Annotated in this window: 26 protein-coding genes; 15 read left to right on the top strand and 11 right to left on the bottom strand. The window is 67.4% G+C overall.

Features of this window, described 5'->3' with window-relative positions:
• The first annotated feature begins 36 nt into the window (after nt 1-36).
• Nucleotides 37-279, top strand: a complete 243-nt coding sequence (locus H4O11_RS03515) for a hypothetical protein (protein WP_182338021.1) — start codon at nt 37-39, stop codon at nt 277-279.
• A gap of 27 nt (nt 280-306) precedes the next feature.
• Here H4O11_RS03515 and H4O11_RS03510 read toward each other — a convergent pair whose 3' ends face one another.
• Nucleotides 307-1,017, bottom strand: a complete 711-nt coding sequence (locus H4O11_RS03510) for a YjjG family noncanonical pyrimidine nucleotidase (RefSeq protein ID WP_182338020.1) — start codon at nt 1,015-1,017, stop codon at nt 307-309.
• An 81-nt stretch (nt 1,018-1,098) separates the two neighbouring features.
• Between H4O11_RS03510 and H4O11_RS03505 the strand changes: the two genes are divergently transcribed.
• The 4 genes from H4O11_RS03505 to H4O11_RS03490 all read left to right on the top strand — a co-directional run bounded on the left by H4O11_RS03505 (nt 1,099) and on the right by H4O11_RS03490 (nt 5,469).
• Nucleotides 1,099-1,284 (top strand): hypothetical protein, encoded by a 186-nt coding sequence (locus H4O11_RS03505; RefSeq protein WP_182338019.1) that lies wholly within the window; start codon nt 1,099-1,101, stop codon nt 1,282-1,284.
• A gap of 201 nt (nt 1,285-1,485) precedes the next feature.
• The gene (gene proP, locus H4O11_RS03500) at nt 1,486-2,973 is read left to right on the top strand and encodes a glycine betaine/L-proline transporter ProP (protein WP_182338018.1); all 1,488 of its coding nucleotides are present in this window, start codon (nt 1,486-1,488) and stop codon (nt 2,971-2,973) included.
• 531 nt (nt 2,974-3,504) lie between these two features.
• On the top strand, nt 3,505-4,308 hold the full coding sequence (locus H4O11_RS03495; RefSeq protein ID WP_182338017.1) for a DeoR family transcriptional regulator: 804 nt from the start codon (nt 3,505-3,507) through the stop codon (nt 4,306-4,308).
• A 21-nt stretch (nt 4,309-4,329) separates the two neighbouring features.
• Nucleotides 4,330-5,469, top strand: a complete 1,140-nt coding sequence (locus H4O11_RS03490) for an MFS transporter (RefSeq protein ID WP_425505988.1) — start codon at nt 4,330-4,332, stop codon at nt 5,467-5,469.
• Between the two features lie 95 nt (nt 5,470-5,564).
• Here H4O11_RS03490 and H4O11_RS03485 read toward each other — a convergent pair whose 3' ends face one another.
• Nucleotides 5,565-5,882 carry a DUF3817 domain-containing protein gene (locus tag H4O11_RS03485; RefSeq protein ID WP_182338412.1) on the bottom strand — a complete coding sequence of 106 codons (318 nt, stop codon included), beginning with the start codon at nt 5,880-5,882 and terminating at the stop codon, nt 5,565-5,567.
• A gap of 154 nt (nt 5,883-6,036) precedes the next feature.
• Here H4O11_RS03485 and mdcA point away from each other — a divergent pair, with 154 nt between their 5' ends.
• The 9 genes from mdcA to H4O11_RS03440 all read left to right on the top strand — a co-directional run bounded on the left by mdcA (nt 6,037) and on the right by H4O11_RS03440 (nt 14,335).
• Nucleotides 6,037-7,680, top strand: coding sequence for a malonate decarboxylase subunit alpha (gene mdcA, locus H4O11_RS03480; protein ID WP_182338015.1), 1,644 nt, complete (start codon nt 6,037-6,039; stop codon nt 7,678-7,680).
• Nucleotides 7,681-7,692: 12 nt separating this feature from the next.
• The gene (gene mdcC / locus H4O11_RS03475; protein WP_182338014.1) at nt 7,693-8,052 is read left to right on the top strand and encodes a malonate decarboxylase acyl carrier protein; all 360 of its coding nucleotides are present in this window, start codon (nt 7,693-7,695) and stop codon (nt 8,050-8,052) included.
• Entirely contained in the window at nt 8,049-8,939 is an 891-nt protein-coding gene (locus H4O11_RS03470; protein WP_182338013.1) for a biotin-independent malonate decarboxylase subunit beta, read from the top strand. Before mdcC ends, H4O11_RS03470 begins: the two co-directional genes overlap by 4 nt.
• Nucleotides 8,936-9,640, top strand: a complete 705-nt coding sequence (mdcE, locus tag H4O11_RS03465; RefSeq protein WP_182338012.1) for a biotin-independent malonate decarboxylase subunit gamma — start codon at nt 8,936-8,938, stop codon at nt 9,638-9,640. Before H4O11_RS03470 ends, mdcE begins: the two co-directional genes overlap by 4 nt.
• A gap of 3 nt (nt 9,641-9,643) precedes the next feature.
• The gene (gene mdcG / locus H4O11_RS03460) at nt 9,644-10,279 is read left to right on the top strand and encodes a malonate decarboxylase holo-[acyl-carrier-protein] synthase (protein WP_182338011.1); all 636 of its coding nucleotides are present in this window, start codon (nt 9,644-9,646) and stop codon (nt 10,277-10,279) included.
• Complete coding sequence (mdcB, locus tag H4O11_RS03455) at nt 10,276-11,169, top strand: triphosphoribosyl-dephospho-CoA synthase MdcB (protein WP_182338010.1); 894 nt, start codon at nt 10,276-10,278, stop codon at nt 11,167-11,169. The genes mdcG and mdcB overlap by 4 nt, the downstream gene beginning before the upstream one ends.
• Complete coding sequence (locus tag H4O11_RS03450; RefSeq protein WP_182338009.1) at nt 11,166-12,083, top strand: acyltransferase domain-containing protein; 918 nt, start codon at nt 11,166-11,168, stop codon at nt 12,081-12,083. The genes mdcB and H4O11_RS03450 overlap by 4 nt, the downstream gene beginning before the upstream one ends.
• Before the next feature lie 91 nt (nt 12,084-12,174).
• The gene (locus H4O11_RS03445; protein WP_182338008.1) at nt 12,175-13,521 is read left to right on the top strand and encodes an SLC13 family permease; all 1,347 of its coding nucleotides are present in this window, start codon (nt 12,175-12,177) and stop codon (nt 13,519-13,521) included.
• A gap of 94 nt (nt 13,522-13,615) precedes the next feature.
• The gene (locus H4O11_RS03440; protein ID WP_182338007.1) at nt 13,616-14,335 is read left to right on the top strand and encodes a GntR family transcriptional regulator; all 720 of its coding nucleotides are present in this window, start codon (nt 13,616-13,618) and stop codon (nt 14,333-14,335) included.
• A 338-nt stretch (nt 14,336-14,673) separates the two neighbouring features.
• Here the strand turns inward: H4O11_RS03440 and H4O11_RS03435 are convergent, their stop codons facing one another.
• The 5 genes from H4O11_RS03435 to H4O11_RS03415 all read right to left on the bottom strand — a co-directional run bounded on the left by H4O11_RS03435 (nt 14,674) and on the right by H4O11_RS03415 (nt 19,788).
• Nucleotides 14,674-15,402 carry a copper homeostasis protein CutC gene (locus H4O11_RS03435; protein WP_182338006.1) on the bottom strand — a complete coding sequence of 243 codons (729 nt, stop codon included), beginning with the start codon at nt 15,400-15,402 and terminating at the stop codon, nt 14,674-14,676.
• Entirely contained in the window at nt 15,399-16,400 is a 1,002-nt protein-coding gene (locus H4O11_RS03430) for a glycosylasparaginase (protein ID WP_182338005.1), read from the bottom strand. Before H4O11_RS03430 ends, H4O11_RS03435 begins: the two co-directional genes overlap by 4 nt.
• 48 nt (nt 16,401-16,448) lie before the next feature.
• Nucleotides 16,449-17,480: a glucokinase gene (locus H4O11_RS03425; protein ID WP_182338411.1), complete on the bottom strand. Its 1,032-nt coding sequence runs from the start codon at nt 17,478-17,480 to the stop codon at nt 16,449-16,451.
• Between the two features lie 84 nt (nt 17,481-17,564).
• Entirely contained in the window at nt 17,565-18,695 is a 1,131-nt protein-coding gene (locus H4O11_RS03420) for a fatty acid desaturase family protein (RefSeq protein ID WP_182338004.1), read from the bottom strand.
• A gap of 13 nt (nt 18,696-18,708) precedes the next feature.
• Complete coding sequence (locus H4O11_RS03415; RefSeq protein WP_182338003.1) at nt 18,709-19,788, bottom strand: flavin reductase family protein; 1,080 nt, start codon at nt 19,786-19,788, stop codon at nt 18,709-18,711.
• Nucleotides 19,789-19,882: 94 nt separating this feature from the next.
• Between H4O11_RS03415 and fabR the strand changes: the two genes are divergently transcribed.
• The gene (gene fabR / locus H4O11_RS03410) at nt 19,883-20,536 is read left to right on the top strand and encodes an HTH-type transcriptional repressor FabR (protein WP_182338002.1); all 654 of its coding nucleotides are present in this window, start codon (nt 19,883-19,885) and stop codon (nt 20,534-20,536) included.
• 29 nt (nt 20,537-20,565) lie between these two features.
• On the opposite strand, the gene H4O11_RS03405 is transcribed toward fabR, so the two are convergent.
• The 4 genes from H4O11_RS03405 to H4O11_RS03390 form a co-directional block, all read right to left on the bottom strand.
• Nucleotides 20,566-20,898 carry a thioredoxin family protein gene (locus H4O11_RS03405; RefSeq protein WP_182338001.1) on the bottom strand — a complete coding sequence of 111 codons (333 nt, stop codon included), beginning with the start codon at nt 20,896-20,898 and terminating at the stop codon, nt 20,566-20,568.
• Nucleotides 20,870-21,382, bottom strand: coding sequence for a flavodoxin (locus H4O11_RS03400; RefSeq protein WP_246333229.1), 513 nt, complete (start codon nt 21,380-21,382; stop codon nt 20,870-20,872). Before H4O11_RS03400 ends, H4O11_RS03405 begins: the two co-directional genes overlap by 29 nt.
• Nucleotides 21,363-22,403, bottom strand: a complete 1,041-nt coding sequence (locus H4O11_RS03395) for a ribonucleotide-diphosphate reductase subunit beta (protein WP_182337999.1) — start codon at nt 22,401-22,403, stop codon at nt 21,363-21,365. The genes H4O11_RS03400 and H4O11_RS03395 overlap by 20 nt, the downstream gene beginning before the upstream one ends.
• A 135-nt stretch (nt 22,404-22,538) precedes the next feature.
• Nucleotides 22,539-24,917: a ribonucleoside-diphosphate reductase subunit alpha gene (locus H4O11_RS03390; protein WP_182337998.1), complete on the bottom strand. Its 2,379-nt coding sequence runs from the start codon at nt 24,915-24,917 to the stop codon at nt 22,539-22,541.
• Between the last annotated feature and the right edge of the window lie 171 nt (nt 24,918-25,088).

Here is a 25,088-nt window from a genome sequence, read left to right as displayed (position 1 = left end):
GGGGCTTCCAGCCTGACCAGGACAGAGGTGACGGACGTGAATGCCAATCTGCGGATCGTAGGGCTTTCCGGTTTCCTGTTGGCAGGCCTGTCGGCCTGCGCAACCTATGACGACAGTGCCATGTATGCCCGTTGCCAGGAGTCTGCGTCGGTGAAGGACCTGCCACCGCACGCCGCCAAGCGCGAAAGCCGATGCGACTCGCTCAAGGTCTGGGAGAGCGACAACCAGAAAGGCTCGGACGCGCCGCTCGATTTCAGCGGCCGCAACAAGGGCGACTGACCCCGCCATCCCCCCTGCGCGGCCCGATCATGCACCCGCACGCACGGGCATGGCACCGAGGCAGCGCGGGATGTCATGCAGGCGATGCACTTCATGGGTGGGCTGCGCGGTCCCATCGTTGATACGGCGCGAAGGGTTGAACCAGCAGCTGTCGATACCGAAACGGTTGGCACCCAGTATGTCCGCCTCCAGCCGGTCCCCGACGATCACCGTGCGCGCCTTGTCGAATGCCGTGGCCATGCGCGTGGCGTAATCGAAGAAGCGCACATCCGGCTTGGCATGGCCGCAGGCTTCGGAGGTGGCGACGAAACCGATCAGGTCGGACAGGCCCGCATTGGCGATGCGGCGGCCCTGCACCTGCTCGATGCCATTGCTGATGATGCCGATCTCGCCGTGCGCTGCCAGCGCTTCGCAGACCTCGCGTGCGCCGTCGATCAGCACCACGGTCTGCGGCAGCCATTCCAGGTAGGCATGGCTGGCACGCACGGCATCGACCTGCAGCCGGTGCAGCGCGAACACGCGGCGGAACCGCTCCACCTTGAGGAAGTCCTTGTCGACCAGCCCGCGCTCGAGGTCTGTCCACAACTGCTGGTTGCTGCGCTGGTAGTCGGCGAACAGCGTATCGGGTGCGTCTTCGATGCCAAGGCTGGACATCGTGCGTGCGAAGGACAGGCGCTCGGAGGCGCGGAAGTCCAGCAGCGTGTCGTCCAGGTCGAACAGGAAAAGACGGTAATCCATGCCGATGTTCCATCGCGTATCCGGCCGGCAGCCTAGCATCGCACGGCTGCGCGGGCGCACGCGGCGGTGATGGAACACAGCGTGCCATCGCAGCTGATTGCGAGCGGCCACAGGCTGATGCAGGTATACTACGCCGCGATGATCGACACGATTCACCATGTGACGGGCTTTGCTGCCACGTGGGAAGCTTTGCCGACCGGCTCCCTGCTTGCCACGATGATTTCCGCGCTGAAGGTCCTGCGACTCGCCCTGGACCCTGGCGGCTGACAGCAGCAGGCATCTGCCTGTAATACGCCCTCCTTCCGCTCCCGCACCGGCCCGCAGCCCCCACTGCCCGCCAGCGTGTGTTTCGTCGCGCGTCCTGCGCGCGATGCGCCGTGCCGTGCCTGCTCCGGCCAACCCTCCCCCTTTCCATTGCCGCGCCCCCGGTCGCTGGCTTGCCGTTTTTCTTTCTTACAGGAGATGCAGATGCAGGATCATTCCAATGCACATGCCCACTTTGGCTGGTTCAAGCGACGACGGCAGATGGAGGTCGAAGAGATCACCGTGGTCGACAAGCCAATGCTGCGGCGTGCCGTGGGCGCCGCTGCCCTGGGCAATGCGATGGAGTGGTTCGACTTCGGCGTCTATGGTTACCTCGCCGTCACCCTGGGCCAGGTGTTCTTCCCGTCCAGCAACCCGACCGCACAGCTGATCGCAACATTCGCGACCTTCACCGTCGCCTTCCTGGTGCGCCCGCTTGGCGGGCTGGTCTTCGGTCCGCTGGGCGATCGTTACGGGCGCCAGAAAGTGCTGGCGTTCACCATGATCCTGATGGCGCTGGGCACCTTCTGCATCGGCCTGATCCCTTCCTATGAACGCATCGGCATCTGGGCCCCTGCACTGTTGCTGCTGGCGCGCCTGGTACAGGGTTTCTCCACCGGCGGCGAATATGGCGGCGCCGCGACCTTCATCGCCGAGTATTCGACCGACCGCAACCGTGGCCTGATGGGCAGCTGGCTGGAGTTCGGTACGTTGGGCGGCTATATCACTGGCGCGGCGACGGTCACCACGCTGCACATGCTGCTCAGCTCCACGCAGATGCTCGACTGGGGCTGGCGCATTCCGTTCCTGGTTGCCGGTCCGTTGGGCCTGCTGGGCCTGTACATGCGCATGCGGCTGGAAGAAACCCCCGCCTTCCGTGCGTACGCCGAAGAAGCCGAGAAGCGCGACCATGAACGTCCCGGGCTGGGCGAACTGCTGCGCGTGCACGGCCGCCAGCTGATCATCTGCATGGGCCTGGTACTGGTGTTCAACGTCACCGATTACATGTTGCTGACCTACATGCCCAGCTATCTCAGCGTCACCCTGGGCTACGCGGAGAGCAAGGGCCTGCTGCTGATCATCATCGTCATGCTGGTGATGATGCCGCTCAACATCGTCGGTGGCTTGTTCAGTGACCGGCTGGGCCGCCGCCCGATGATCATCGGTGCGTGCATCGCGCTGTTGCTGCTGGCCATCCCGTGCCTGTTGCTGGTGCGCAGCGGGCATGACGGACTCATCTTCATCGGCCTGATGCTGCTCGGCGTGGCACTGGTGTGCTTCACCAGTTCGATGCCGTCCACGTTGCCGGCGCTGTTCTATACCCCGGTGCGCTACAGCGCGCTGTCGATCGCGTTCAACGTCTCGGTATCGCTGTTCGGCGGCACCACGCCGCTGGTCACCGCATGGCTGGTGGAACGCACCGGCGACCCCATGGTGCCGGCCTACTACCTGATGGGCGCGGCGGTGATCGGCCTGGTCACCATGATGTTCGTGCGCGAAACCGCCGGCCTGCCACTGCGCGGTTCGCCGCCAGCGGTCGCCAGCGATACCGAAGCGGCTGCGCTGCTACGCGGCGATTCGCAGGTGACCGTCGATTCCACCCTGCCGGCACTGGCCGCAGGCGAGGAGCCGCAGGCCGTCCGCCCGGGCTGAGCCTGGCATGCGATGAAAAACACCCCGCCGTTGCCGGCGGGGTGCCTGCGCGTTGGGTGCCACGTGCGCTTGCGTGGACCAGGCTGCGATACGCGGCCTGGCGATAATCGTCCTGGTTGGCGATTATGGTGGTCGCGCCGGTTACGTCGGTCGCCTCCCGGGCTGTCCACGCCGATTGCTCGCCACGTCGAAACCAGTACAGCCCCTCCACCTGGGCATCGGCCCCCCAATACCCAGGCGATGGAGCTGGCAGGACTCGGACCCGCTTCCGTAACGCCTCCTCATTGCTTCATACAGCCATGTCCCCGTTGCCACACCTGCACCGGGTGCGCCCCGACGACGGCGGCGCAGGCGTATTCAAGCAACGAAGCGGAGCGGCAGCTTCCAGATTCCGCTCATTGGAATACAGGATCAATGCATCGGTGTCCTTGCGATGCTCGATGCCAATTAATGCACGTTGATGCACGAATATGCATGACCGTGCACGAATGATATAGAATGATCGCATCGAGAGCCTGAAGGTCAGCGCCTGTGTCGCACGCCACCGCCCATGAACCTGCCATCCCCCTGCCCGGCGAACGCCAGCAGGAAATCCTGCGCCTGCTGCGTGAGCAGGGACGCGTGCTCGCCGCGCCATTGGCACTCCACTTCAACGTCTCCGAAGATTCCATCCGCCGCGACCTGCGTGAGCTGGCCCAGCGCGGACTGTGCAGGCGCGTGCACGGGGGCGCGCTGCCGTTGACCCCCGCGTTCCCGCCACTGGCCGAACGCCAACGGCAGGACCCATCGCGCAAGCAGGCACTGGCCTCGCTGGCGGCGGGACTGCTCCGCCACGGTGACGTGGTCGCACTGGACGCGGGCTCGACCAACAGCGCGATCGCTGCCGCCCTGCCCATCGACCTGCAGTTGCGGGTGGTCACCAACGCGCCGGATATCGCGCTGGCCCTGATGGGGCGCCACGATATTGAAGTCACCCTGGTCGGCGGACGGCTGGAGCCACGTTCCGGTGCGGTGCTCGGATTGCAGGCCATGGAATACCTGGACACCGTGCACGTGGATGTCTGCTTCGCCGGCACCTGCGCCATCGACAGCCAGGGCGATGCCTGGGCGATCGATGGCGAAGAGGCGGCGTTCAAGCGCGCACTGCTGCGCCGCGCCGACCGCTTCGTGGCGGTGGCCACCAACGAAAAACTTGGCGCGGTGGCTGCCCACCGGATCGCCCGCCACGTCCAGGTCGACACCCTGCTGGTGGAAGCCGACGCGCCCGCAGCGCTGGTGCACGCACTGCGCCAACGCGGCCTGGACGTACTGCTCGCGCCCCCCGTCGCTGCCTGACTTCCTTTGCAGAGAATCGTGATGATGTCCCTTTCCCCTCCTGTCGCCACGCGACAGCAGCACGCCACGCGCGCGGCATTCTTCCTGCCCGGCTTCGCCATCGCCGCCTGGGCCCCGCTGGTGCCCTTCGCCAAGGCCCGTATCGGACTGGATGACGCCAGCCTGGGGCTTGCCCTGCTCTGCCTGGGTGGCGGCTCGCTGCTGGCGATGCCGCTGGCCGGCGCCCTGGCCGCTCGCTTCGGTTGCCGCGCCTTGATGCTGGCGACCCTGTTGCTGGCCTGCATCGCGCTGCCCTTGCTGACCGTCGCCCCCAGCGCCATCACGCTGGGATTGGCCCTGTTCATGTTCGGGGCAGGCATCGGCGCCTGCGACTGCGTGATGAACCTGCAGGCGGTGATGGTAGAGCGCGATGCGGCGCGTCCGATGATGTCCGGCTTCCATGCGTTCTACAGCATCGGCGGCGCCGTCGGTGCGGCGGCGATGACCGCGCTGCTGGCGATGGGTGTCGCGCCATGGATGGGCGCCAGCCTGCTGGTTGCGGCCATGCTGCTGTTGGTCCTGGCCAGCGCCCCGCACTGGCGGACGGATCGTGCAGCCGATGACGCACCGATGTTCGCCATGCCGCGCGGCATCGTGCTGCTGATCGGCGTGCTGTGCTTCGTCGCCTTCCTTGCCGAAGGCGTGATGCTGGACTGGAGCGCGGTGTTCCTGCACGAGGTCCAGGGCGTGCCGGCCGGCAATGCGGGATTGGGCTTCTTCGTATTCGCGGTGGCGATGACGGTCACCCGGCTGCTGGGTGACCGGGTGATCACGTACCTGGGGCATCACCGCGCCATCCTGCTGGGTGCCGTGGTGGGCGCGGGCGGCCTGCTGCTGGCCAGCCTTGCCGACGCATTGCCATTGGCCCTGCTGGGCTATGCGCTGATCGGCATGGGCTGCGCGAACATCGTGCCAGCGCTGTTCTCGCTGGCCGGCAGGCAGGCGGCGATGCCGGAAAGCCTGGCGATCCCGGCAGTGACCACGCTGGGATATGCCGGCGTACTGGCCGGGCCAGCGCTGGTCGGCTTCATCGCCCAGGCCAGCAGCCTGCTGCTGGCCTTCGTGGCGGTGGCGGTCGCCCTGCTATGGGTCGGCATCGCCGCCCGCCGCGTGCGCGTCTGATTCCGGCCTCGGCGCGCACGGCCCGTCATTACCCTGCCCTCGGTAGAGCGGGGCCATGCCCCGCTGCTTCTGGCCGTGACGGGCACGGCCCGTCATTACCGGGGAACCGGCACGCGCTGGGCCGGGTCGGCCAGCAGGCCGCGGCGGCGGTACACCCATTCCAGCGGCAGGGTGACCAACGGCGGCACGGCCGCCAGCACCGCCAGCAAGGTGGCCCACCAGGGCCAGCGCAGGCGCACGGCCGCCACCACGGCCACCACCGCATAGACCAGGAAGGCCACGCCATGCAGGCGCCCGAACAACCAGACCACCGACTCGGTGGCCTGCGGCCCGTACTTCAACCACATGCCCAGCAACAGGCCGGCCCAGGTAATGGCCTCGAGGAAGGCGACCCAGGCGAACACGCGGCCCATGCCACTGATGGGAGGAAGGGTCTTCACGAGCAGCTCCGTCAGGCAAAGATGCACATGATACGCATCCGCGTTATTTCATGCTGCAGCCCAGCTTGCAGGCGGTCAGATCCGGTGATAGCGTCGTAATTACTACGTAATTACAGAGGTCACTGGCATGACCCGTGTCTGGAATACCCTTGAGCAGCAACGCCAGCAGCGCCTGCAACGTGCTGCGCAGGCCGGCCTGCCGCGCGAGGTGCCGCACCCGCGCATGGTGGACCTGCTGGAGGCGGTGATCGAACCGGGCGACCGGGTCTGCCTGGAAGGCAACAACCAGAAGCAGGCCGATTTCCTCGCCGACTGCCTTGGCCAGGTCGACCCGGCACGGGTCCGCGACCTGCACATGGTGCAGTCGGTGCTGTCCCTGCCCTCGCACTTGGACGTATTCGAACGCGGCATCGCCAAGCGCCTGGATTTCTCGTTCTCCGGGCCACAGGGCGGACGCCTGGCCGGCCTGGTGGCCGAGGGCCGGATCGAAATCGGCGCCATCCACACCTACCTGGAACTGTTCGGCCGCTACTTCATCGACCTCACCCCGCAGGTCGCGCTGGTCGCCGCACAGGCCGCTGATCGCCACGGCAACCTCTACACCGGCCCGAACACCGAAGACACCCCGGTAATCGTCGAGGCCACCGCGTTCCGCGGCGGCATCGTCATCGCCCAGGTCAACGAAATCGTCGACACCCTCCCCCGCGTCGATATTCCCGCCGATTGGGTGGACTTCGTCACCCTGGCCCCACGGCCGAACCATATCGAGCCCTTGTTCACCCGCGACCCGGCGCAGATCTCGGAAATCCAGGTGTTGATGGCGATGATGGCCATCAAGGGAATCTACGCCGAGTACGGCGTGCAGCGCCTCAACCATGGCATCGGTTTCGACACCGCCGCCATCGAACTGCTGCTGCCTACCTATGCCGAATCGCTCGGCCTGAAAGGAAAGATCGGCAGCCACTGGGCGTTGAATCCACACCCCGCACTGATCCCGGCCATCGAATCCGGCTTCGTCAGGTCGGTGCATTCGTTCGGCTCCGAACTGGGCATGGAGAAGTACATCCAGGCCCGGCCGGATGTGTTCTTCACCGGTGCCGACGGCAGCATGCGCTCCAACCGTGCCTTCTCACAGACCGCCGGCCTGTACGCCTGCGACATGTTCATCGGTTCCACGCTGCAGATCGACCTGCAGGGCAACAGCTCCACCGCCACGCGCGACCGCATCGCCGGTTTTGGCGGTGCGCCGAACATGGGATCGGATGCACGCGGCCGCCGCCACGCCAGCCCCGCCTGGTTGAAGGCAGGCCAGCAGGCGGCGCTGCCGGGGCAGATGCCGCGCGGCCGCAAACTGGTGGTGCAGATGGTGGAAACCTTCCGCGAACACATGGCACCGGCCTTCGTCGACCGCCTCGATGCCTGGGAGCTGGCCGAACGTGCGGCCATGCCGCTGCCGCCGGTGATGATCTATGGCGACGACGTCACCCACGTCCTCACCGAAGAAGGCATCGCCAACCTGCTGCTGTGCCGGACCCCGGAAGAGCGCGAACAGGCGATCCGCGGCGTGGCCGGTTACACCGCCGTCGGCATGGCCCGCGACAAGGCAATGGTGGAAAACCTGCGCGACCGTGGCGTGATCCGGCGTGCCGAAGACCTCGGCGTGCGCAGCCGCGACGCCAGCCGCGACCTGCTGGCGGCGCGCTCGGTGAAAGACCTGGTGCACTGGTCCGGCGGCCTGTACGAACCACCCAAACGCTTCCGCAACTGGTAAGGGACACGCCCCATGGAAACCCTTCGTTATCGTTTTCCCGGCCAGCAGGACCTGGGCACGCGCGAACTGCATGCGCTGGTGGGCGTGGTCGCCTCCGGCAACCTGGAAGTGCTGGTCGAACCGGCCGCGCTCGATGGCGCGATGGAGATCGAGGTGATCACCTCCGCGCGCGGCTTCGGCGCCATCTGGCAGGCGGTGCTGGCCGACTTCGCCGCGCGCCATCCGCTGCGTGACGTGCGCCTGTCGATCAACGATGCCGGTGCCACCCCGGCGGTGGTCAGCCTGCGCCTGCAGCAGGCGCTGGAAACCCTGGCCGACCGCCGCCTGGCCACAGGCGGCGCCACCGATGCAGCGCAGGGAGGCCGCGCATGAGCCAGCGCAGCTATTACGAAGCCGATGCACGCGAGCGCATCGATGGCCTGCTCGATGCCGGCAGTTTCAACGAGTATTACGGTCCGCGCCGACGCACCATCAGCCCGCACCTGGCGCAGCTGGACGTGCCGGGCGCTTTCGACGACGGCATCGTGGTCGGCGAAGGCACGCTGCGCGGGTTGCCGGTGCTGGTCGCCGCGCAACAGGGCGCCTTCATGGGCGGCGGTGTCGGCGAAGTGCATGGCGCCAAGCTGACCGGGCTGCTGCAACGCGCGCTGTCCACGCGACCCCGGGCGGTGTTGCTGCTGCTGGACAGTGGCGGCGTGCGCCTGCACGAAGCCAACGCCGGACTGATCGCCATCTCCGAAATCATGCGCGCGGTGCTGGCCGCGCGCGCCGAAGGCATCCCGGTGCTGGCGCTGGTCGGCAGTGGCAACGGTGCATTCGGTGGCATGGGCATCGTCGCCCGCTGCTGCACCGCGGTGCTGATGTCCGAAGAAGGACGCCTCTCCTTGTCCGGCCCGGAAGTGATCGAAACGGTGCGCGGCGTGGAGGAGTTCGACTCGCGTGATCGCGCGCTGGTATGGCGCGTCACCGGTGGCAAGCACCGCTACCTGATCGGCGAGGCGACACAGCTGGTGGCCGACCGCATGGACGACTTCGCCGACGCAGCGGCGCAGCGGGTGCGCGATTTCGTGCCCGACGCCGATCCGCTGGACGCTCTCGACCAGGCCCAGCAGGCACTGCAGGCGCGCGTCGATGCCTATGGCGACTGCCGGGACGGGTTGCAGATCTGGGCCCGCCAGGGCATCGCCGATCCCGAGCGCCTGCCCTTGCTGGACACCCCCACCTTCCTCGATGCGGTCGCTGCGCGGAGACTGCCATGAAGCTTGCTTCCCTGCTGCCGGCGCTGTTCCCGGCCGGCCATGCCATCAATCGCGAAAACGACGTGCTGACCGGTACCGCCACCACGGCGGCCGGCGTCGTGACCGTGATCGGCACCGCCAACAAACTGGAAGTCGGCGTAGACCACGCACTGGCGCTGTCGGCGTGCGTGCTGGCAAGCACGCGGGCGCATCCGCAGCGACCGATCGTGATGCTGGTGGACACCGCCGGCCAGCGCCTGGCCCGCCGCGACGAACTGCTGGGCATCAATGGCTGCTTCGCGCACCTCGCGCGCAGCCTGGAAGTTGCCCGCCGCCGTGGCGCGCCGCTGCTCAGCCTGGTCTATGGCGAATCGGTCAGCGGCGGCTTCCTGTCCTTCGGGCTGATGGCGGATCGCATCTTCGCCCTGCCCGAAGCGCAGGTGCGGGTGATGGACCTGCGCGCGATGGCACGGGTGACCAAGCAACCGCTGGAGAAGCTGCAGGCGCTCAGCGAAAGCTCACCGGTGTTCGCGCCGGGCGTGGACAACTACGTGCGCATGGGTGCGGTGGAGGCTGTATGGGAAGGTGACCTCGCCGCTGCACTGGATGCAGCGCTTGCCAGCGCAGTGCCTGCCGACCTGCGCGCGGAACGCGGGCTGCAGCGCGCAGGCCGCCTGCTGGCACGCGATGTCGCCGCCGCCGTGGCCGCTGGCGAGGCCTGAGCAATGCATCGCCACGACCTGGCCTGGATAGAACCGCATGCCACATGGACCGCGCTGCTGCCGCAGTCCGATGCACGCCTGCGCGCATGGGCACGGGCGCGGCTGCCGCTGGTAGTGGCGCGGCGTGACCCGGCGGTCGATGGCGCGCTGCTGCGGCTGGGCGTTCCGTTGCCATTGGCCGAACAGCGCCAGCGGCTGGCATTGCGGATCGACCCCGCCCAGGTGCTTCGACATTCGCCTCCGCTCACGCTGGAGGCGGTCATCGCCGCAGTGTCCGCGCCATGGCGCACCCCCCTGCAGGCCCTGCTGCGCCGTTGCAGCGTGCAGCCGCCGCCGCGCGTGTTCGGCAGCTTCGCCTGGCAGGCACTGACTGGATTGGACTACCTGCATGCCGGCTCCGACCTGGACCTGCTGTGGGACGTGGCCAGCCACGACCAGGCCAAGGGCATCGCCAGGTTGCTGCACGCATGGGAGTCGGAACACGGCCTGCGCGCCGACGGCGAGCTGCGCTTTCCCGGCGCGCGCAGCGTGAACTGGCGCGAGTACGCCGGCACGACGACCCAGGTGCTGGTCAAGGCGGATGCGGCCTGCTGGCTGTCGCCGCGTACTGCACTGATCGAACAACGGGACGTGGCATGAACGCCCTGCCCGCCTGCAGCCCCGCGTACGCTCCCACCACGTCGGCACGTCGGCTGGGCCGGCTGGCGATCAGCGCGCTGCACGGCGAACTGGCCTGCAGCCCGAAGCCGGGACTGGTCACGCCGTTCAGCAGTGGCAGCCACCACGACATGGACGCGGCTACCTTCATGCGCAGCCTGTTCGCGCTGCGTGGTTACTACGTGGCGACCGCCGATGCAGCGCCGCGCAGCGATGACTTCGAACCGTTGCGCAGGCTGGGCATCGATGCCGAGCGCGCGATGCTGTCTGCCACCGGCGGCATCAATACCCACCGTGGCGCCATCTTCAGCCTTGGCCTGTTGGTGGCACAGGCCGCGCGCCTGCGCGCAGGCAGCGGCACCCCTGCCACGGCCGAGGCAGTCTGCGCCAGCGTCGCCGACTGGCGCGATGACCTGCTGGCCGGGGCGCTGGATCCCGCCAGCCCTGGCCAGCGCGCATGCGCGCGCCATGCTGTCCGCGGCGTGCGTGAACAAGCCGCCGATGGCTTCCCGCTGCTGCGGGCGATCGGCATCCCCACCCTACGCGCGGCATTGCATGACGGCCTGCCGGCCAACGCCGCACGGGTGCAGACGTTGATGCAGCTGGTCGCGGCCACCGACGACCTCAACCTGTTGCATCGCGGCGGTGCCGAAGGGCTGCGCTTCGCGCAGGCGCAGGCACGTGCATTCCTTGCCGAAGGCGGCGTGCGCGCCACGGACTGGGAAACGCGCATGGACATCCTGTGCCGCTCCTTTGAAGCGCGCCGCCTGAGTCCGGGCGGCAGCGCCGACCTGCTGGCATGCAGCCTGTTCCTGCTTCAGCAGGAACAGATGGAAAGCATGGGCCTGCTGCCTCGCCAGGAGGCACCATGAGCCTGGTCATCCTGTGCCCCGGCCAGGGCGGCCAGCATCCGGGCATGTTTTCGCGCGTCCAGGCGTGCAGCGAAAGCCGCGACCTGCTGTCGCTGGCCGGACAGCTGCTCGGCGCACCAGTGGCCGATGTTGCCGGACGTCCCGATCGCTTCCGCAATGCCGTGGCGCAGCCGCTGGTCTGCGCCGGTGCCCTGGCGCATTGGCAGGCGTTGCAGCGACAGCTGCCGCAGCCCGTGGTAGTCGCCGGCTACAGCGCCGGCGAACTGGCCGCGCATGCGGTGGCGGGCAGCTTCGATGCCAGTACCTGCCTGCAACTGGCGGTACGCCGTGCCGCCGCCATGGACGCCGCCAGTCCGGCCGATGGTGCGCTGCTGGCGTTGCTCGGGCTGGACCGTGCCGTCATCGATGCGCTGTGCATCGAGCACGGTGCGGCCGTCGCCATCGTCAACGGCCCGGATCATTTCGTGCTCGGCGGGCACCGTCCCGCACTGCAGCAGGTGCAGGCCGCGGCCGAAGCACGCAGTGCGCGCAGCGTCGAGATACCGGTCTGCGTGCCTGCACACACCCCCTTGCTGGCTGCCGCCGCGCAGGCATTCACCACGCTGCTGGCCGGTGCCGGCGTACGTGCGCCGCAACGGCGGCTGCTGGCCGGGATCGACGGGCACGCCGTGGGCAGCGCCGGGCGCGTGGTCGATTCGCTCGGCGCACAGATCAGCCAGACCGTGCAGTGGCAGGCGGTGATGGAACAGGCCGTGGAATACGGCGGCAGGGTGTTCCTCGAACTGGGCCCGGGCCGTGCATTGAGCCGGCGCGCACGCGAGCTGCATCCGCAGCTGCAGGCACGTTCGGTGGAGGATTTCCAGACGCTGGAGGGCGTCGTGGAATGGGTGGCGACGGCATGCGCACGCGCATGAACCGCCCTGGCAACAACCGCTGGCAACGCAGGACCCTGGATGGCGGGTGGCCATCCGTGCAGCAGTCGAACCGAGTGTCCCGGGAGGGCGCATGAGTCCGGAAATCGCAACGATCATCGGTCTGGTGATCATGTTCATCGTGGCTACCGCCCTGCCCATCAACATGGGTGCGGTAGCCTTCGCACTCGCCTTCATCGTGGGCGGGGTCTGGGTCGGCATGGAGGGCAAGGACGTGTTGGCCGGTTTCCCCGGCGACCTGTTCCTGACCCTGGTCGGCATCACCTACCTGTTCGCCATCGCGCAGAAGAACGGCACCATCGACCTGCTGGTGCACTGGGCGGTCAAGGCGGTGAGAGGCCACATCGTCGCCATTCCGTGGGTGATGTTCGTGGTCACTGCGGTATTGACCGCGTTCGGCGCGCTCGGGCCGGCCGCAGTGGCCATCATCGGCCCGGTCGCGCTGCGCTTTGCCAAGCAGTACCGCATCAACCCGTTGATGATGGGCCTGCTGGTCATCCATGGTGCGCAGGCCGGCGGATTCTCGCCGATCAGCGTGTATGGCGGCATCACCAACCAGGTGGTGCAGAAGGCCGGGCTGGACGTCACCGAGATGGCCGTGTTCCTGACCAGCCTCGGCTTCAACCTGCTGATGGCCTTCATCTGCTTCTTCGTGTTCGGCGGCGTCGCGCTGATGCGTCGCGGGCCCGAAACCGCCAGCGAACCGCTGCTTGCCGGCTCGCAGGCATCATCGCGGCAGTTCGCCATCGAAGGGCACGGCGCGATGGTCAGCGCCGGCGGTGGCACCCTGTCCAACGACCCGCAGGCACTGGACGAGGTGCGCATCAACCGTGATCGTTTCATTACCCTGGTCGGCCTGTTGGGCCTGGGCATCGCCGCGCTGGTCTACGACCTCAACGTGGGCCTGGTCGCGATCACCGTGGCCGTGGCACTGGCGCTGGCATCGCCGAAAGCGCAGAAAGGCGCCGTGGATGGCATCAGCTGGTCCACCGTACTGTTGATCAGCGGCGTGGTGACCTACGTGGCGGTGCTGCAGAAGGCCGGCGCAGTGGACTTCGTCGGCCATGGCGTGGGCAGCATCGGCATTCCGCTGCTGGGCGCGCTGCTGGTCTGCTACGTTGGCGGCATCGTCTCCGCGTTCGCTTCGTCGGCAGCGGTGCTGGGTGCCACCATTCCGTTGGCGGTGCCGTTCCTGATGCAGGGCCATCTCAGCGCGGCCGGGGTCATCTGCGCACTGGCGGTGTCGTCCACGGTGGTCGATGTCAGCCCGTTCTCGACCAATGGCGCGCTGGTGGTCGCATCGGCGGCCAAGGAAGAACGCGAAGCGCTGTTCCGTCGCTTCCTGGTCTACAGCGGCCTGGTGGTGGCATTCGGTCCGCTGCTGGCCTGGCTGCTGTTCGTGGTGCCGGGCTGGATGTAATGCCGGCATGGCGGGTGGGTGACGGGCGTGGCCCGTCACTACCGCCACGGCGCAACCGGTAAACTGCTGCATCCTCTGGACAATCCATTTCCCCATGCCCCTGGCCCCTGGCCCCCGCAAAAGCAATCGACGCGTGCCGCTCTATGAAGAGGTGGCCGAGCAGCTTCGCGAGAAGATCTACGACTATGCGCTGCCGCCGGGGGAATGGATCGACGAGCCGGCACTGGCCGACGAACTTGGCATCAGCCGCACGCCGCTGCGCGAAAGCCTGAAGCTGCTGGCCGCCGAGGGACTGGTACAGATCGATGCCGGGCGCGGCAGCCGGGTCACCCGGCTTACGCTGGAAGACCTGAACCAGTTGTTCCCGGTGATGGCGATGCTGGAGGGCCGCTGCGCGCATGAAGCGGTGCGGCGCATCGACGATGCCGGCGTCGACGGACTGCAGGCGCTGCATGATGCGATGGAAGCCGCCGCCGCCTGCGGTGACCTGGCCGAGTATTACCGCAACAACTACCTGATCCATGAATCACTGCAGACCCACGCGGCCAACCCCTGGCTGATCCGGGTCACCCATGACCTGCACCGCATCCTGAAGATGCATCGTGGTCGCCAATTGCTGACTCCCGGTCGGATGGCGCAGTCGCTGGCAGAGCACCGCGAACTGATGGACTGCATCCGTCGACGCGACGCACAGGCCGCCGAGCAGACCATGAACCGGCACCTGCTGAGCCAGGGCGAAGCGCTGGCCGCCTATGTCGCCGCCGGCGGGCAGCTGAACGTACCAGCGCCACTGCCACGCCAGGGCGGCATCTAGGCAGGTAATGACGGGCCATGCCCGTCATCCGTTTCCCCGGTAGTGACGGGCCATGCCCGTCACCCACGCAGAAGCAGCGGGTCATGGACCCGCTCTACCCCAGCGCGGCACGCAACGCGGCCACCTGTGCCGCATCGGTCTGCGGTCACCCGCTTCCCCGGTAGTGACGGGCCATGCCCGTCACCCGCGCAGAAGCAGCGGGTCATGAACCCGCTCTACCCCAGCGCGGCACGCAACGCAGCCACCTGTGCCACATCGGTCTGCAGTCACCCGCTTCCCCCTGGTAGTGACGGGCCATGCCCGTCACCCGCGCAGAAGCAGCGGGTCATGGACCCGCTCTACCCCAACGCGGTACGCAACGCGGCCACCTGTGCCACATCGGTCTGCAGATGATCGACCTCCAGCCCTGCCAGCGCCAGGTTGCGGTGTCGCATGCGCGATTGCCGTCGCAGCTTGGCCGAGGCATGCAGCTCACTGCATCCGGTACCTAGCGCGATCCCGGCGATGTTGTCCGGCGTGATTCCCGCACCGGCCATGATGCCGATGCGTCCAGCCGCCTGTTGCACTGTTCCGGCGAGCGTCGCCATGCCCTCTGCCGCACTTGCCCGCGCGCCGGAACTCAGCACCCGCGTGCAGCCGAGCTGCACGATCTGCTCCAGTGCCGTGCGCGGGTCGCGCACCGCATCGAAGGCGCGATGGAAGGTGACGTGCATGTCACCGGCCGCTGCCACCAGCTCGCGGCACAGCGGCAGGTCGACATCGCCCTCGGCAGTCAGCGCACCCAGCACCACGCCGTCGCAGCCCAGTTCGCGGCAATGGCGGATGTCCTGCAGCATCACCGCGGCCTCCCAGTCCTGGTACAGGAAGTCACCCGCACGTGGCCGCACCAGCACGAACAACGGCAACTGCAGGCGCTCCCTCGCCACCGCGATGGTGCCGTGCGACGGCGTCAGGCCCCCGGAGGCGAGATCGGCGAACAGTTCAACGCGGTCGGCGCCGCCTTGCTGGGCGGCCAACGCCGATCCCAGCCCATCGCAGGCAATTTCCAGCAGCCGCCGCGCGCTCACGTCTGTTCGCTGTCGTAGACCGCGCTGGAATCGCGCAGGTCGTCCTGGCGCCGTGCATCGCATACCGCGTAGACGAAGCCGCGGTGCAGTGCATAGGCCCCCACCTCGCCGTCACGATTCATCGCCAGGAAACACACCTGCAGGGTGCGGCTGGCCTCCGGGCGTTTGCGCACCACCCGCGCGATCGCCTCGTGGCACGCCTGCGCCGGGCTGCGCCCCTGCCGCATCAGTTCAACCACCAGGAACGAGGCCGCGTTGCGGATCATCTCCTCGCCCACGCCGGATGCGGTCGCCGCACCGACTTCGTTGTCTACATACAGGCCGGCACCGATCACCGGGCTGTCACCGACCCGTCCGTGCAGTTTCCAGGCCATGCCGCTGGTGGTGCATGCGCCGGCCAGCCGGCCCTGCGCATCGCGCGCCAGGATGCCCAGGGTGTCGTGGTTGCTGCTGTCGCCGGGGATGCTGCGCCGTTCGGCGTTGATCTGTGGCGCGTACTCGGCAGTCTTCAACCATGCCTTCCACGCCTGCTCCGCCGCGGGTGTAAGCAGCTTCTCGCGCGGGAAACCCTGCTCCATCGCGAACTGCTGCGCGCCCTGCCCGACCAGCATCACGTGCGGGGTCTTCTCCATCACCTGGCGTGCCACCGATACCGGATGCAGGATGTCCACCAGGGCGGCGACGGAGCCACAACGGCCGTCACCGTCCATGATGCTGGCGTCCAGGCTCAGCACGCCATCGCGGTCCGGATTGCCACAACGGCCGACCGTCGGGTTGCACAGCTCGCTCTCGGCCCAGCGTGCCCCCTGTTCGACGGCATCGAGTGCGCTGCCACCGCCGGCAAGCGTCTTCCACGCGGCCTGGTTGGCACCCACGCCGAAATCCCAGGTCGAGACCACGCGTGGGCCCGGGTCTGCGCCGGCACGGGCGCCGCGTGGCAGGCCCAGCGCGCCGACGGCCAGCGCACCGGCCTGGAGGAAGCTTCTACGATCGGTCATGCGATGTTTCTCCTGGTCGACGTCCCCATACCGGCCGGCGGCCGATACCTACGGGTGCGGCACATCCTCGCGCCAGGCAGCCGCGCCCAGCACCCCGAGCTCGCCATGTTCGACGCGCCATACGGGTACCTGCTCAAGCACCTTGCCCAGCACGCCCTTGTTGAGGAAACGTTCCACGAACCGGCTGTCGGGCAGGAAGGCGGCGATATGCGCGGAAACGCCACCGGCCAGGTACACCGATCGCGCACCGAAAGCGATGGCAAGATCCCCCACGAAGCTGCCCAGCCATCCACAGAATACCGCCACGGTTTCCACTGCCAGCGCATCGTCGCGGCGGTGCGCGGCCGCCAGCAGGCCTTCGGTGTCGGTCCAGCGCGGCGCGCTGCCCTGCAACTGGCACAGGCACTGGTAGAGGTTCAGCATGCCGGTGCCGGACAGTACGCGCTCATTGTCCACGTGCGGCCACCGCGCCAGCAGCAGGCGCAGCACGTCCAGTTCCAGCGGCGTACCCGCCGACAGGGCCGAATGCCCGACTTCGCTGGTCAGCACCGGGCGGTTGCCATCGGCGAAGCGCAGCGCCGCTCCCAGCCCGGTGCCTGGACCCAGCACCAGTGCCGGCCATGCAGGCCCCGGCGCGCCGTTGCCATGCAGCGCCACCAGTGCATCGGCACGTACATGCGGGATGGCCAGCGCCACCGCTTCGAAATCATTGATCAGGCGCAGTGCCTGCAGCCCTGCCTCACGTCGCGTGCGCTCGCTGGCGACCGGCCACGGCAGGTTCGCGTTGACCAGCTGGTCGCCCTGCAGCAGCCCGGCGATGGCGACCACCGCGCTGGCCTGCCGCCGTGGCCGCCCAGCGGCGAATTCGGCGAGGATTGCCGCCAGGCTGGGGTACTGCGCGCAACGGAAGCTGCGGAAACCCTCGATCTTCGGCTGGCGCTGGTCGCCGCTGGACCAGGCCAGGCGCGCGAACGTGCCGCCGACATCGGCGACGATCAACGCATCGGGGAACTCGGGCAGTTGCCGCGGCAAGGGGGAAGGAATCTCCGCAGAGACCGGGGACGATGCCGCAACGTTCACTCGCACGCCTTTGCTCAAAGCAACTCAATCCGCCCGATTCTCAGCCATTGCCCGCGCTTTGCATAGCGCGGGCCGGCGTTTTCGTCAGGCAGTGCCGGCCGCCGGCTGCCGGGCGACCATCCGCGTGGGCCGGCTGGGGAAGGCATGGCGCAGGATGCGCCAGGCCACCTGGCCGAACTGGCGCGGCAGCGAACCGGTGTTGTAGTGCTGGCCATAGCGACGGCAGATGTCCTTCACCTCCACCGCGATCGCCGCATAGCGGTTGGCCGGCAGGTCCGGATAGAAGTGGTGCTCGATCTGGTGGCTGAGGTTGCCCGATAGTACGTTCATCACCCAGCCGCCGGTCAGGTTCGAGGAGCCGCGCAGCTGGCGCAGGTACCAGTGGCCGCGCGATTCGTTGCGCAGGCAGTCCTTGGGGAAGGTTTCCGCGTCGGCGGTGAAATGCCCGCAGAAGATGATCACGTAGGTCCAGATGTTGCGCAGGCCGTTGGCCACCATGTTGCCCAGCAGCACCGGCAGGAAGAACGGGCCGGCCAGCAGCGGGAACAGCACGTAGTCCTTGCCGAGCTGGCGCGCCATCTTGGCGCCCACCGGACGGGTCTCCTTCCACAACTGGCGGGCGGTCATGCGCCCCTTCAGCCAACGGCCGATGCGCAGGTCCTGGATCGCCACGCCCCACTGGAACAGCAGCGCGAATACCGGCGCGATGATCGGCTGCAGCAGGTAGAACGGGCGCCAGCGCTGCTCGGGGAAGATCCGCAGCAGCCCGTAGCCGATGTCGTCGTCCATGCCACGCACGTTGGTATAGGTATGGTGCTTGAAGTTGTGCGTCTTGCGCCAGTTGTCACTGGTGGCCACGATGTCCCACTCGTAGCTGTTGCCCTCCAGCTTCGGGTCGCCGGTCCAGTCGTACTGGCCGTGCATCACGTTGTGGCCCAGCTCCATGTTTTCCAGGATCTTGGCCAGGCCCAGCAGCAGCGCGCCGGCAATGCAGGCCGGCCACAACAGCGGCGACCAGAACAGCGGCGAGAACGCACCAGCAAACAGCAGCAGGCGGCCCAGCACGCTGGACCAGCGCACGGCGGCAGCCACGCGACGGATGTAGCGGGTATCGGATGCACCCAGCTCGCCGATCACGCGGTCGCGGATCGCATCAAGTTCTGCACCGAAGGCATTCAGCTCCTGGGGGGACAGGGCGCGGTCAGGACGGCTCATTGCAATGGGTTCCTCACAGGTCCAGGACCAGGTCGGTAGTCGGGGCGCTGACGCAGATCCGCACCGGCTGGGCCGGCTCGGCATGCTGTTCGCCGGTACGCAGGTGGTGGGTGGCGCCACTGACGCGGTGGCAGGTACAGGTGTTGCAGATACCCATGCGGCAGCCGTGTTTCGGCTTCAGCCCATGTGCTTCCAGGCTGTCCAGCAGCGGTACGCCGCGCGGAACCACCAGTTGCCGGCCACTGCGTGCCAGCGTCAGCTGCACCTCGCCGATGGCATCGGGCGCGGCAGCGGGCGGGGTGAACGCCTCGGCCTGGAAGCCGGCGACGTGATGCAGCAGGCGCTGCCGGGCGGCCGCGACGAAGCCATCCGGGCCACAGGCCAGCACGTGTCGCTGTGCCAGCGGCACGTCGCCCAGCTGATCGAAATCGCAGGCGTCCACCCGCGCCGCCGGTGCCTGTGCGTCGCGCGTGGCGAGCAGGTGCACCTGCAGTTGCGGGTCGGCCTCGGCCAGGGCCTGCAGCTCCTCACGAAAGCTGAAGGCGTCGCTCTGGCGCTCCCAGTAGTACAGGTCCACCGGCGCAGCCAGCGGACCGGCCGCCAGCGCACGCAGCAGGCTGCGCATGGGGGTGATGCCGCTGCCGGCCGCCAGCAGCAGCAGCGGCGCGGCGGTGGGAACGGAAAATTCACCGAAGGCCGGACCGAGCTGGAACACCGTGCCGATCCGCGCCTGCTCCACCAGGTGCCTGCTGACCCGCCCGCCTTCCACCGCCTTGACCGTGATGGCCAGCTCGCGCGGGCCCAGCATCGTGGGGCTGTAGCTGCGCTGCAGCAGGCGGCCATCGATCTCCACGCCCAGGGTGACGTGCTGGCCGGGCTGCATGCCGCGCCAGTGGCGGTTGGTGCGCAGTACCAGCGTGCAGGCACCGGCCCCCGCCGGCTCACGGCGCAGCAGGCGCGCCAGCGGCTGGCGGAGGGTCCACAACGGGTTCAGGTGGCCGGCCCAGAAGTCGAACAGCGCAGGCGACAACCAGCGTTGCGGGGAAACCAGCGATGGACGGGCAACCCCGATAGGGCGGACGGCAGCGTTCATGCAGCGAACTATACGTCCGCGCACACAGCTGTGTATACAGGTGTATATCCGCCAGAAGTGGGTATGATTCAGCATTCGCCGACCCGGTAGCCCCATGCCCCCCACCGTCATGCCCCCGCCAGAAGATGCCACGCCGGTCCGCCGCACGGTGACCCGCGAGGATCTGATCGCCGCGGCGCTGGCGCTGATCGGGCCGCACCGCAGCCTGTCCACGCTCAGCCTGCGCGAGGTCGCGCGTGAAGCCGGCATCGCGCCGAACAGCTTCTACCGGCAGTTCCGCGACATGGACGAACTGTCCATCGCGCTGATCGACCTGGCCGGCCGTTCGCTGCGCACCATCATCGGCCAGGCACGGCGGCGCGCCACCACCTCGGCCACCAGCGTGGTCTGGGTGTCGGTGGAAACCTTCATCGAACAGTTGCGCGCCGACGACAAGCTGTTGCACGTGCTGCTGCGCGAAGGCGCGGTCGGGTCGGATGACTTCAAGCACGCGGTCGAACGCGAGCTGCATTATTTCGAAGACGAGCTGCAGCACGACCTGGTGCGGCTGGCGGCCGTGGACGGGGTCAAGCTGCATGCCCCCGAGCTGGCCGCCAAGGCGATCACCCGGCTGGTGTTCGCGATGGGCGCCAGTGCGATGGACCTGCCACCGGAGAACGACGCCGAGCTGATCGAGGAAGTGTCAACGATGGTGCGGATGATCATCGTCGGCGCACGCACCCCGGCCGCGTTCCGCCGCAGGCGCTGAGGGAGCCGGCGGCAGCGCATGGCCCCGCCCTACCGGGGCAGGTGCGTGGCGATGGCCGCCTCGATCTGCGCCGGGCTCTGGTAACCCGGCATCCGCGCCGCCTCCTGCCCGTCACGGAACATCGCCAGCGTCGGCGTCTGCCGCAGCCCCAGCGCACGGAAGAACGCCTCGCCCAGCACCTCCAGCTGCACCCGCAGCAGGGTCATGCCCTGCCCCGCTTCGCTGCCAGCCACCCGTTGCAGCGACAGTTCCAGCATCCGGCAGCCGGGGCACTGGGCCTTGTGGAAATCCACCAGCAACCGCGGCCGTTCGGCCACCCAGTGCTGGAACTGCTCAGGCGTGGTGACGTCGATGATCTGCATGCATCTGGTTCCCATGGTTGTCCAGGACCGCGTCGGTCCATGCGGCGATGGCCGTGGCATGCGCATCGCCATGCGGCATCTGTTCGATCAGCAGCGGCGGATGCGGGCTGTGGAAGTAGCGCCGCAGCCGGTGCACCGCGCCGCCGTAATACTCGGCACCCCACTGCGTTTCCCCGGTGCCGAACACCGCCACGTGGAGCGGCTGATGGCCGCTTCCAGCCAGCCTGGCGACCCATGCCTTCATTTCCGCCGGCGTGCGCCCGCCGTTGTCGGTCCAGCTGCCCAGCAACAGCAGGTCGGCCGCGTCGGCCTGCAATGGCGGCACCGCATCGGCCTCGTCAGCCTCCTGCCAGTGCACCGCATGGCCAGCCTGCCTGCAGCGGCCGGCGATCATCCGCCCCAGCTCGCGGGTATTGCCACTGAGCGAGGCGACCACGATGAGGATGTCCAGCGCCGGGGCGGCATCAGAGATCGTCGAAGCCATTGTCGAGGTTGGTCTTCTTGTAGCTTGCATTGCGCATCTCGAAGAAGTCGGTCTTGGTCTCGGTGAAATTGTCCGCATAGGCACGGATCCAGGGCATCTCGTTGTCGGTGGCATCGCTGTACAGGCGCTCGATGCCCAGCATCCCGGCCATCTTGTTGGCGCGATACTTCACGTAACGCACCATCTCGTCCACGTCGATGCCGTCGATGCCATCGAGCACCTCGGCCGACCATTGCGTTTCCAGTTCTATCGCGTGCTCGAAGGCTGCATGCACATAGGCGGTCAGCTCATCGTTCTGCAGTTCAGGGTTCTCGCCGACGATGGCCCGGATCAGCTCGCTGATGAACTTGGTATGCGCCAGTTCATCGCGGTTGATGAAGCTGATGATCTTGCCGGTACCGTTCATGCGGTTCTGCCGCACCATGTTGTAGAAGAACGCGAAGCCCGAGTAGAAATTGATGCCTTCCAGGATCGAGGACTGGATCAGCGACTTCAGCAGCGTCTCGGCGGTCTTCTCGCGCAGGAAGTCATCGTAGGACCCCATGATCGGCGCGTTGCGCTTGACGATGGTCGGGTGCGTACGCGCGATCTCGAAGATGCGGTTCTGGTTCGGCAGGTCGGTGATGGACGCCAGCACGTAGCTGTAGCTCTCGTTGTGGATCACTTCCTGCTGGCCGATGATCGCCGCGTTGGCGTGCGCCGCCGGATCGGTGATGTATTCGGCGACGTTGTAGATGAAGCGCGTCTGCGGCGAATCCAGCGTGGCCAGCAGCCCGATGATGGAGTCATAGGCGTTCTTCTCGCGCCCGGACAACTCGCCGTACTGGCGCGCGTCCAGCTTCATGTCCACTTCGTCGGGGATCCAGAAGTTGGTCGACAGTTCCTTGTAGGCACGATAGAACGATGGATACGGGATGTCGTTCCAGTTCAGTATGCCGCTGGTGCGCCCGTTGATGATGCCGGTGCTGCGGTTGGGGTGGCGCGGTTCGAGGATGCGGATGCGATCGAGGGGTGTTGCCATGGGGGATGTCCTTTGTCGCGCCGGGCCATGCCTGGCGGTTTGAATGCACGCCGCGCGGTGCGCTCGCCGGGCATGGCCCGGCGCTACCGCGGGCCGGATGTGGCTTTGTAGCGCCGGGCCATGCCCGGCGGTCTGTCAGCTCGAGCACCACTCGCATTCGCTGATGTCGATGTCGTTGGAGCGCACGTAGTAGGTGGTCTTCAATCCTTCGCGCCATGCCGACAGGTGCAGTTCCAGCAGGGTGCTGGCACGGATGCTGCTCGGCACGTAGAGATTGAAGCTGATGCCCTGGTCGACATGCCGCTGGCGGCGTGCGTTCTGCCGCACGCTGGCGAACTGGTCCACCTTGTAGGCACCCTTTTCGTAGTACGGCCAGGTATCCAGCGACAGCCCCGGCGCAGCCACCGGACGACGGAAGTCCTTCTTCTCCTCGTAATAGAACGCGCTGTAGATCGGATCGATGGACGCGGTGGACCCGGCGATCTGCGCAGTGCTCATGTTCGGGGCGACCGCCAGCAGCCAGCCGTTGCGCAGGCCGTCGCGTGCCACCTCGTTCGCCAGCACGTCCCATTCCGGACTGTCATAGCCGCGGTCGCGGAAGTAGGCACCGGTCTGCCAGTCGCTGCCGGCGAACATCGGATAGCTTCCCTTCTCGCGCGCCAGCTGCAGGCTGGCCTGCACGGTGAGGAAGTTGATGCGTTCGTACAGGCGGTCGGCCAGTGCTTCGGCTTCGCTGTCATCCCAATGGACCTGCTGCTGTGCCAGCAGGTGGTGCCAACCGAAAGTGCCCAGGCCGATGGCACGGTAACGACGGTTGGTGATGGTGGCCTGCGGTACCGGCAACGTATTGAGGTCGATGACGTTGTCCAGCATGCGCACCTGGATCGGGATCAGCCGCTCCAGCACGTCGGCCGCCAGCAGGTCGCCCGGTGCCGCCATCGCCCGCCCCAGGTTGATCGAAGACAGGTTGCAGACGACGAAGTCGCCAGCACGCCGGGTGGTCACGATCTGGTCGCCGCTGACGATCTCCTGGATCATCCGCGTCGGGCTCATGTTCTGCAGGATTTCCGTGCACAGGTTGCTGGAATACACCATGCCGCAGTGCTTGTTCGGGTTCTTCCGGTTCACCTCGTCGCGATAGAACAGGAACGGGTTGCCGGTCTCCAGCTGGCTCAACATGATCCGCTTGAACAGGTCGATGGCACGTACCGTGCGGCGGCTGATGCGCTCGTCGGCCACCAGTTCCGCATAGCGGTCGCGGAAGCTGCCCTGCCCGCGCTTCTCGTCGAAGAAGTCCTGCAGGTACCAGCCCTTGGCCTGCTTCACCTCGTGCGGATCGAACAGGTACCAGTCCGCGCGCCGCTCCACCGCTTCCATGAACAGGTCCGGCACGCACACCGCCGTGAACACATCATGCGCGCGCAACCGCTGGTCGCCGTTGTTCAGCCGCAGGTCCAGGAAGGCTTCGATGTCGCGATGCCAGATGTCCAGGTACACCGCCACCGCCCCCTTGCGCTGGCCCAGCTGGTCCACCGATACCGCCGTGTTGTTGAGCTGCTTGATCCACGGCACCACGCCGCCGGACGAATTGGCCACGCCGCGGATCGGCGCACCGCTGCTGCGCACATAGCCCATGTAGGCGCCGACACCGCCACCGTGCTTGGATACCCGCGCGATGTCGGTGTTGGAGTCATAGATGCCCTGCAGGCTGTCGTCCACCGTGTCGATGAAGCAGCTCGACAGCTGGCCACCGACCTTGCCGGCATTGGCCAGTGTCGGCGTGGCCACGGTCATGTACAGGTTCGACAGCGCCCAGTACGCCTCGCCGACCAGTTGCATGCGGCGCTCGCGCCCGTCCTTGCCCTGCCCGCCTTCGGCCTGCATCAGGAACAGCGCGATGGTCAGCCAGCGTTCCTGCGGCAGCTCGTAGACCTCGCCTGATCCATCGCTGGCCAGGTAGCGGGTGGCCAGCAGGTACAGGCCGTTGTACGCGAACAGCGTGTCGCGTTGCGGATCGATCATCTCCCCTGCCTGCTGCAGCTCTTCCTTGGAATAGCAGCGCAGGATGTCGTTGCTGTAGAGGCCCCGGTCGGCCAGGCTTTCCTGCAGGCCCACGTAAGACCCGTACTTCAGGCTGGCGTCGTAGAAGCGGTTGCGGCTGGCGCGCTTGTACAGGCGCTGCAGGTACAACCGCGCGGCGAACTGCTCCCACTGCGGCGCCACCAGGTCCACGCGCGATTCCGCCTCGCGGATCAGCAGGTCTACCAGCTCATCGGCACTGAGCGTTGGCTTGCGCTCGATCATCGCCTGCACGCTGCGGCGATAGTCGCCCACGTCCAGCAGCGGCAGCTCGGCATGGATGCGGTCCAGGCTGCGTTGCAGGCGTGCAGCGTCGAACCGCTGGCGGCGGTTGCCTGCTTCCTTGGTGATCCAGGTCGGCACGCGCTCGCCACCACGGCGCACGGCATCGCCAGCGCCGGCCGGTTCGGCCGCGCGGAAGGTACTGTCAGTCATTGTCCTGCTTCTCCAGGTGCGTACGCACGTCGGCGTCCGCTGCCATGGCAGCCCTGCGCGTGATACCGGCGCACGGGGCAGTCGGGTGTGTGCCAATGCACGGGAACGTAGGTCGTCGGCATCTGCCTGCGCCTGCGGCCGGTATCCGGGCCGTGGGGGGCGACCTGCATC

The organism is Stenotrophomonas tumulicola (assembly GCF_014117215.1).
Lineage (GTDB): Bacteria > Pseudomonadota > Gammaproteobacteria > Xanthomonadales > Xanthomonadaceae > Stenotrophomonas > Stenotrophomonas tumulicola.
Note: the sequence above shows the minus strand (reverse complement) of the source record. Positions and strands in the feature narration are given on the sequence as shown.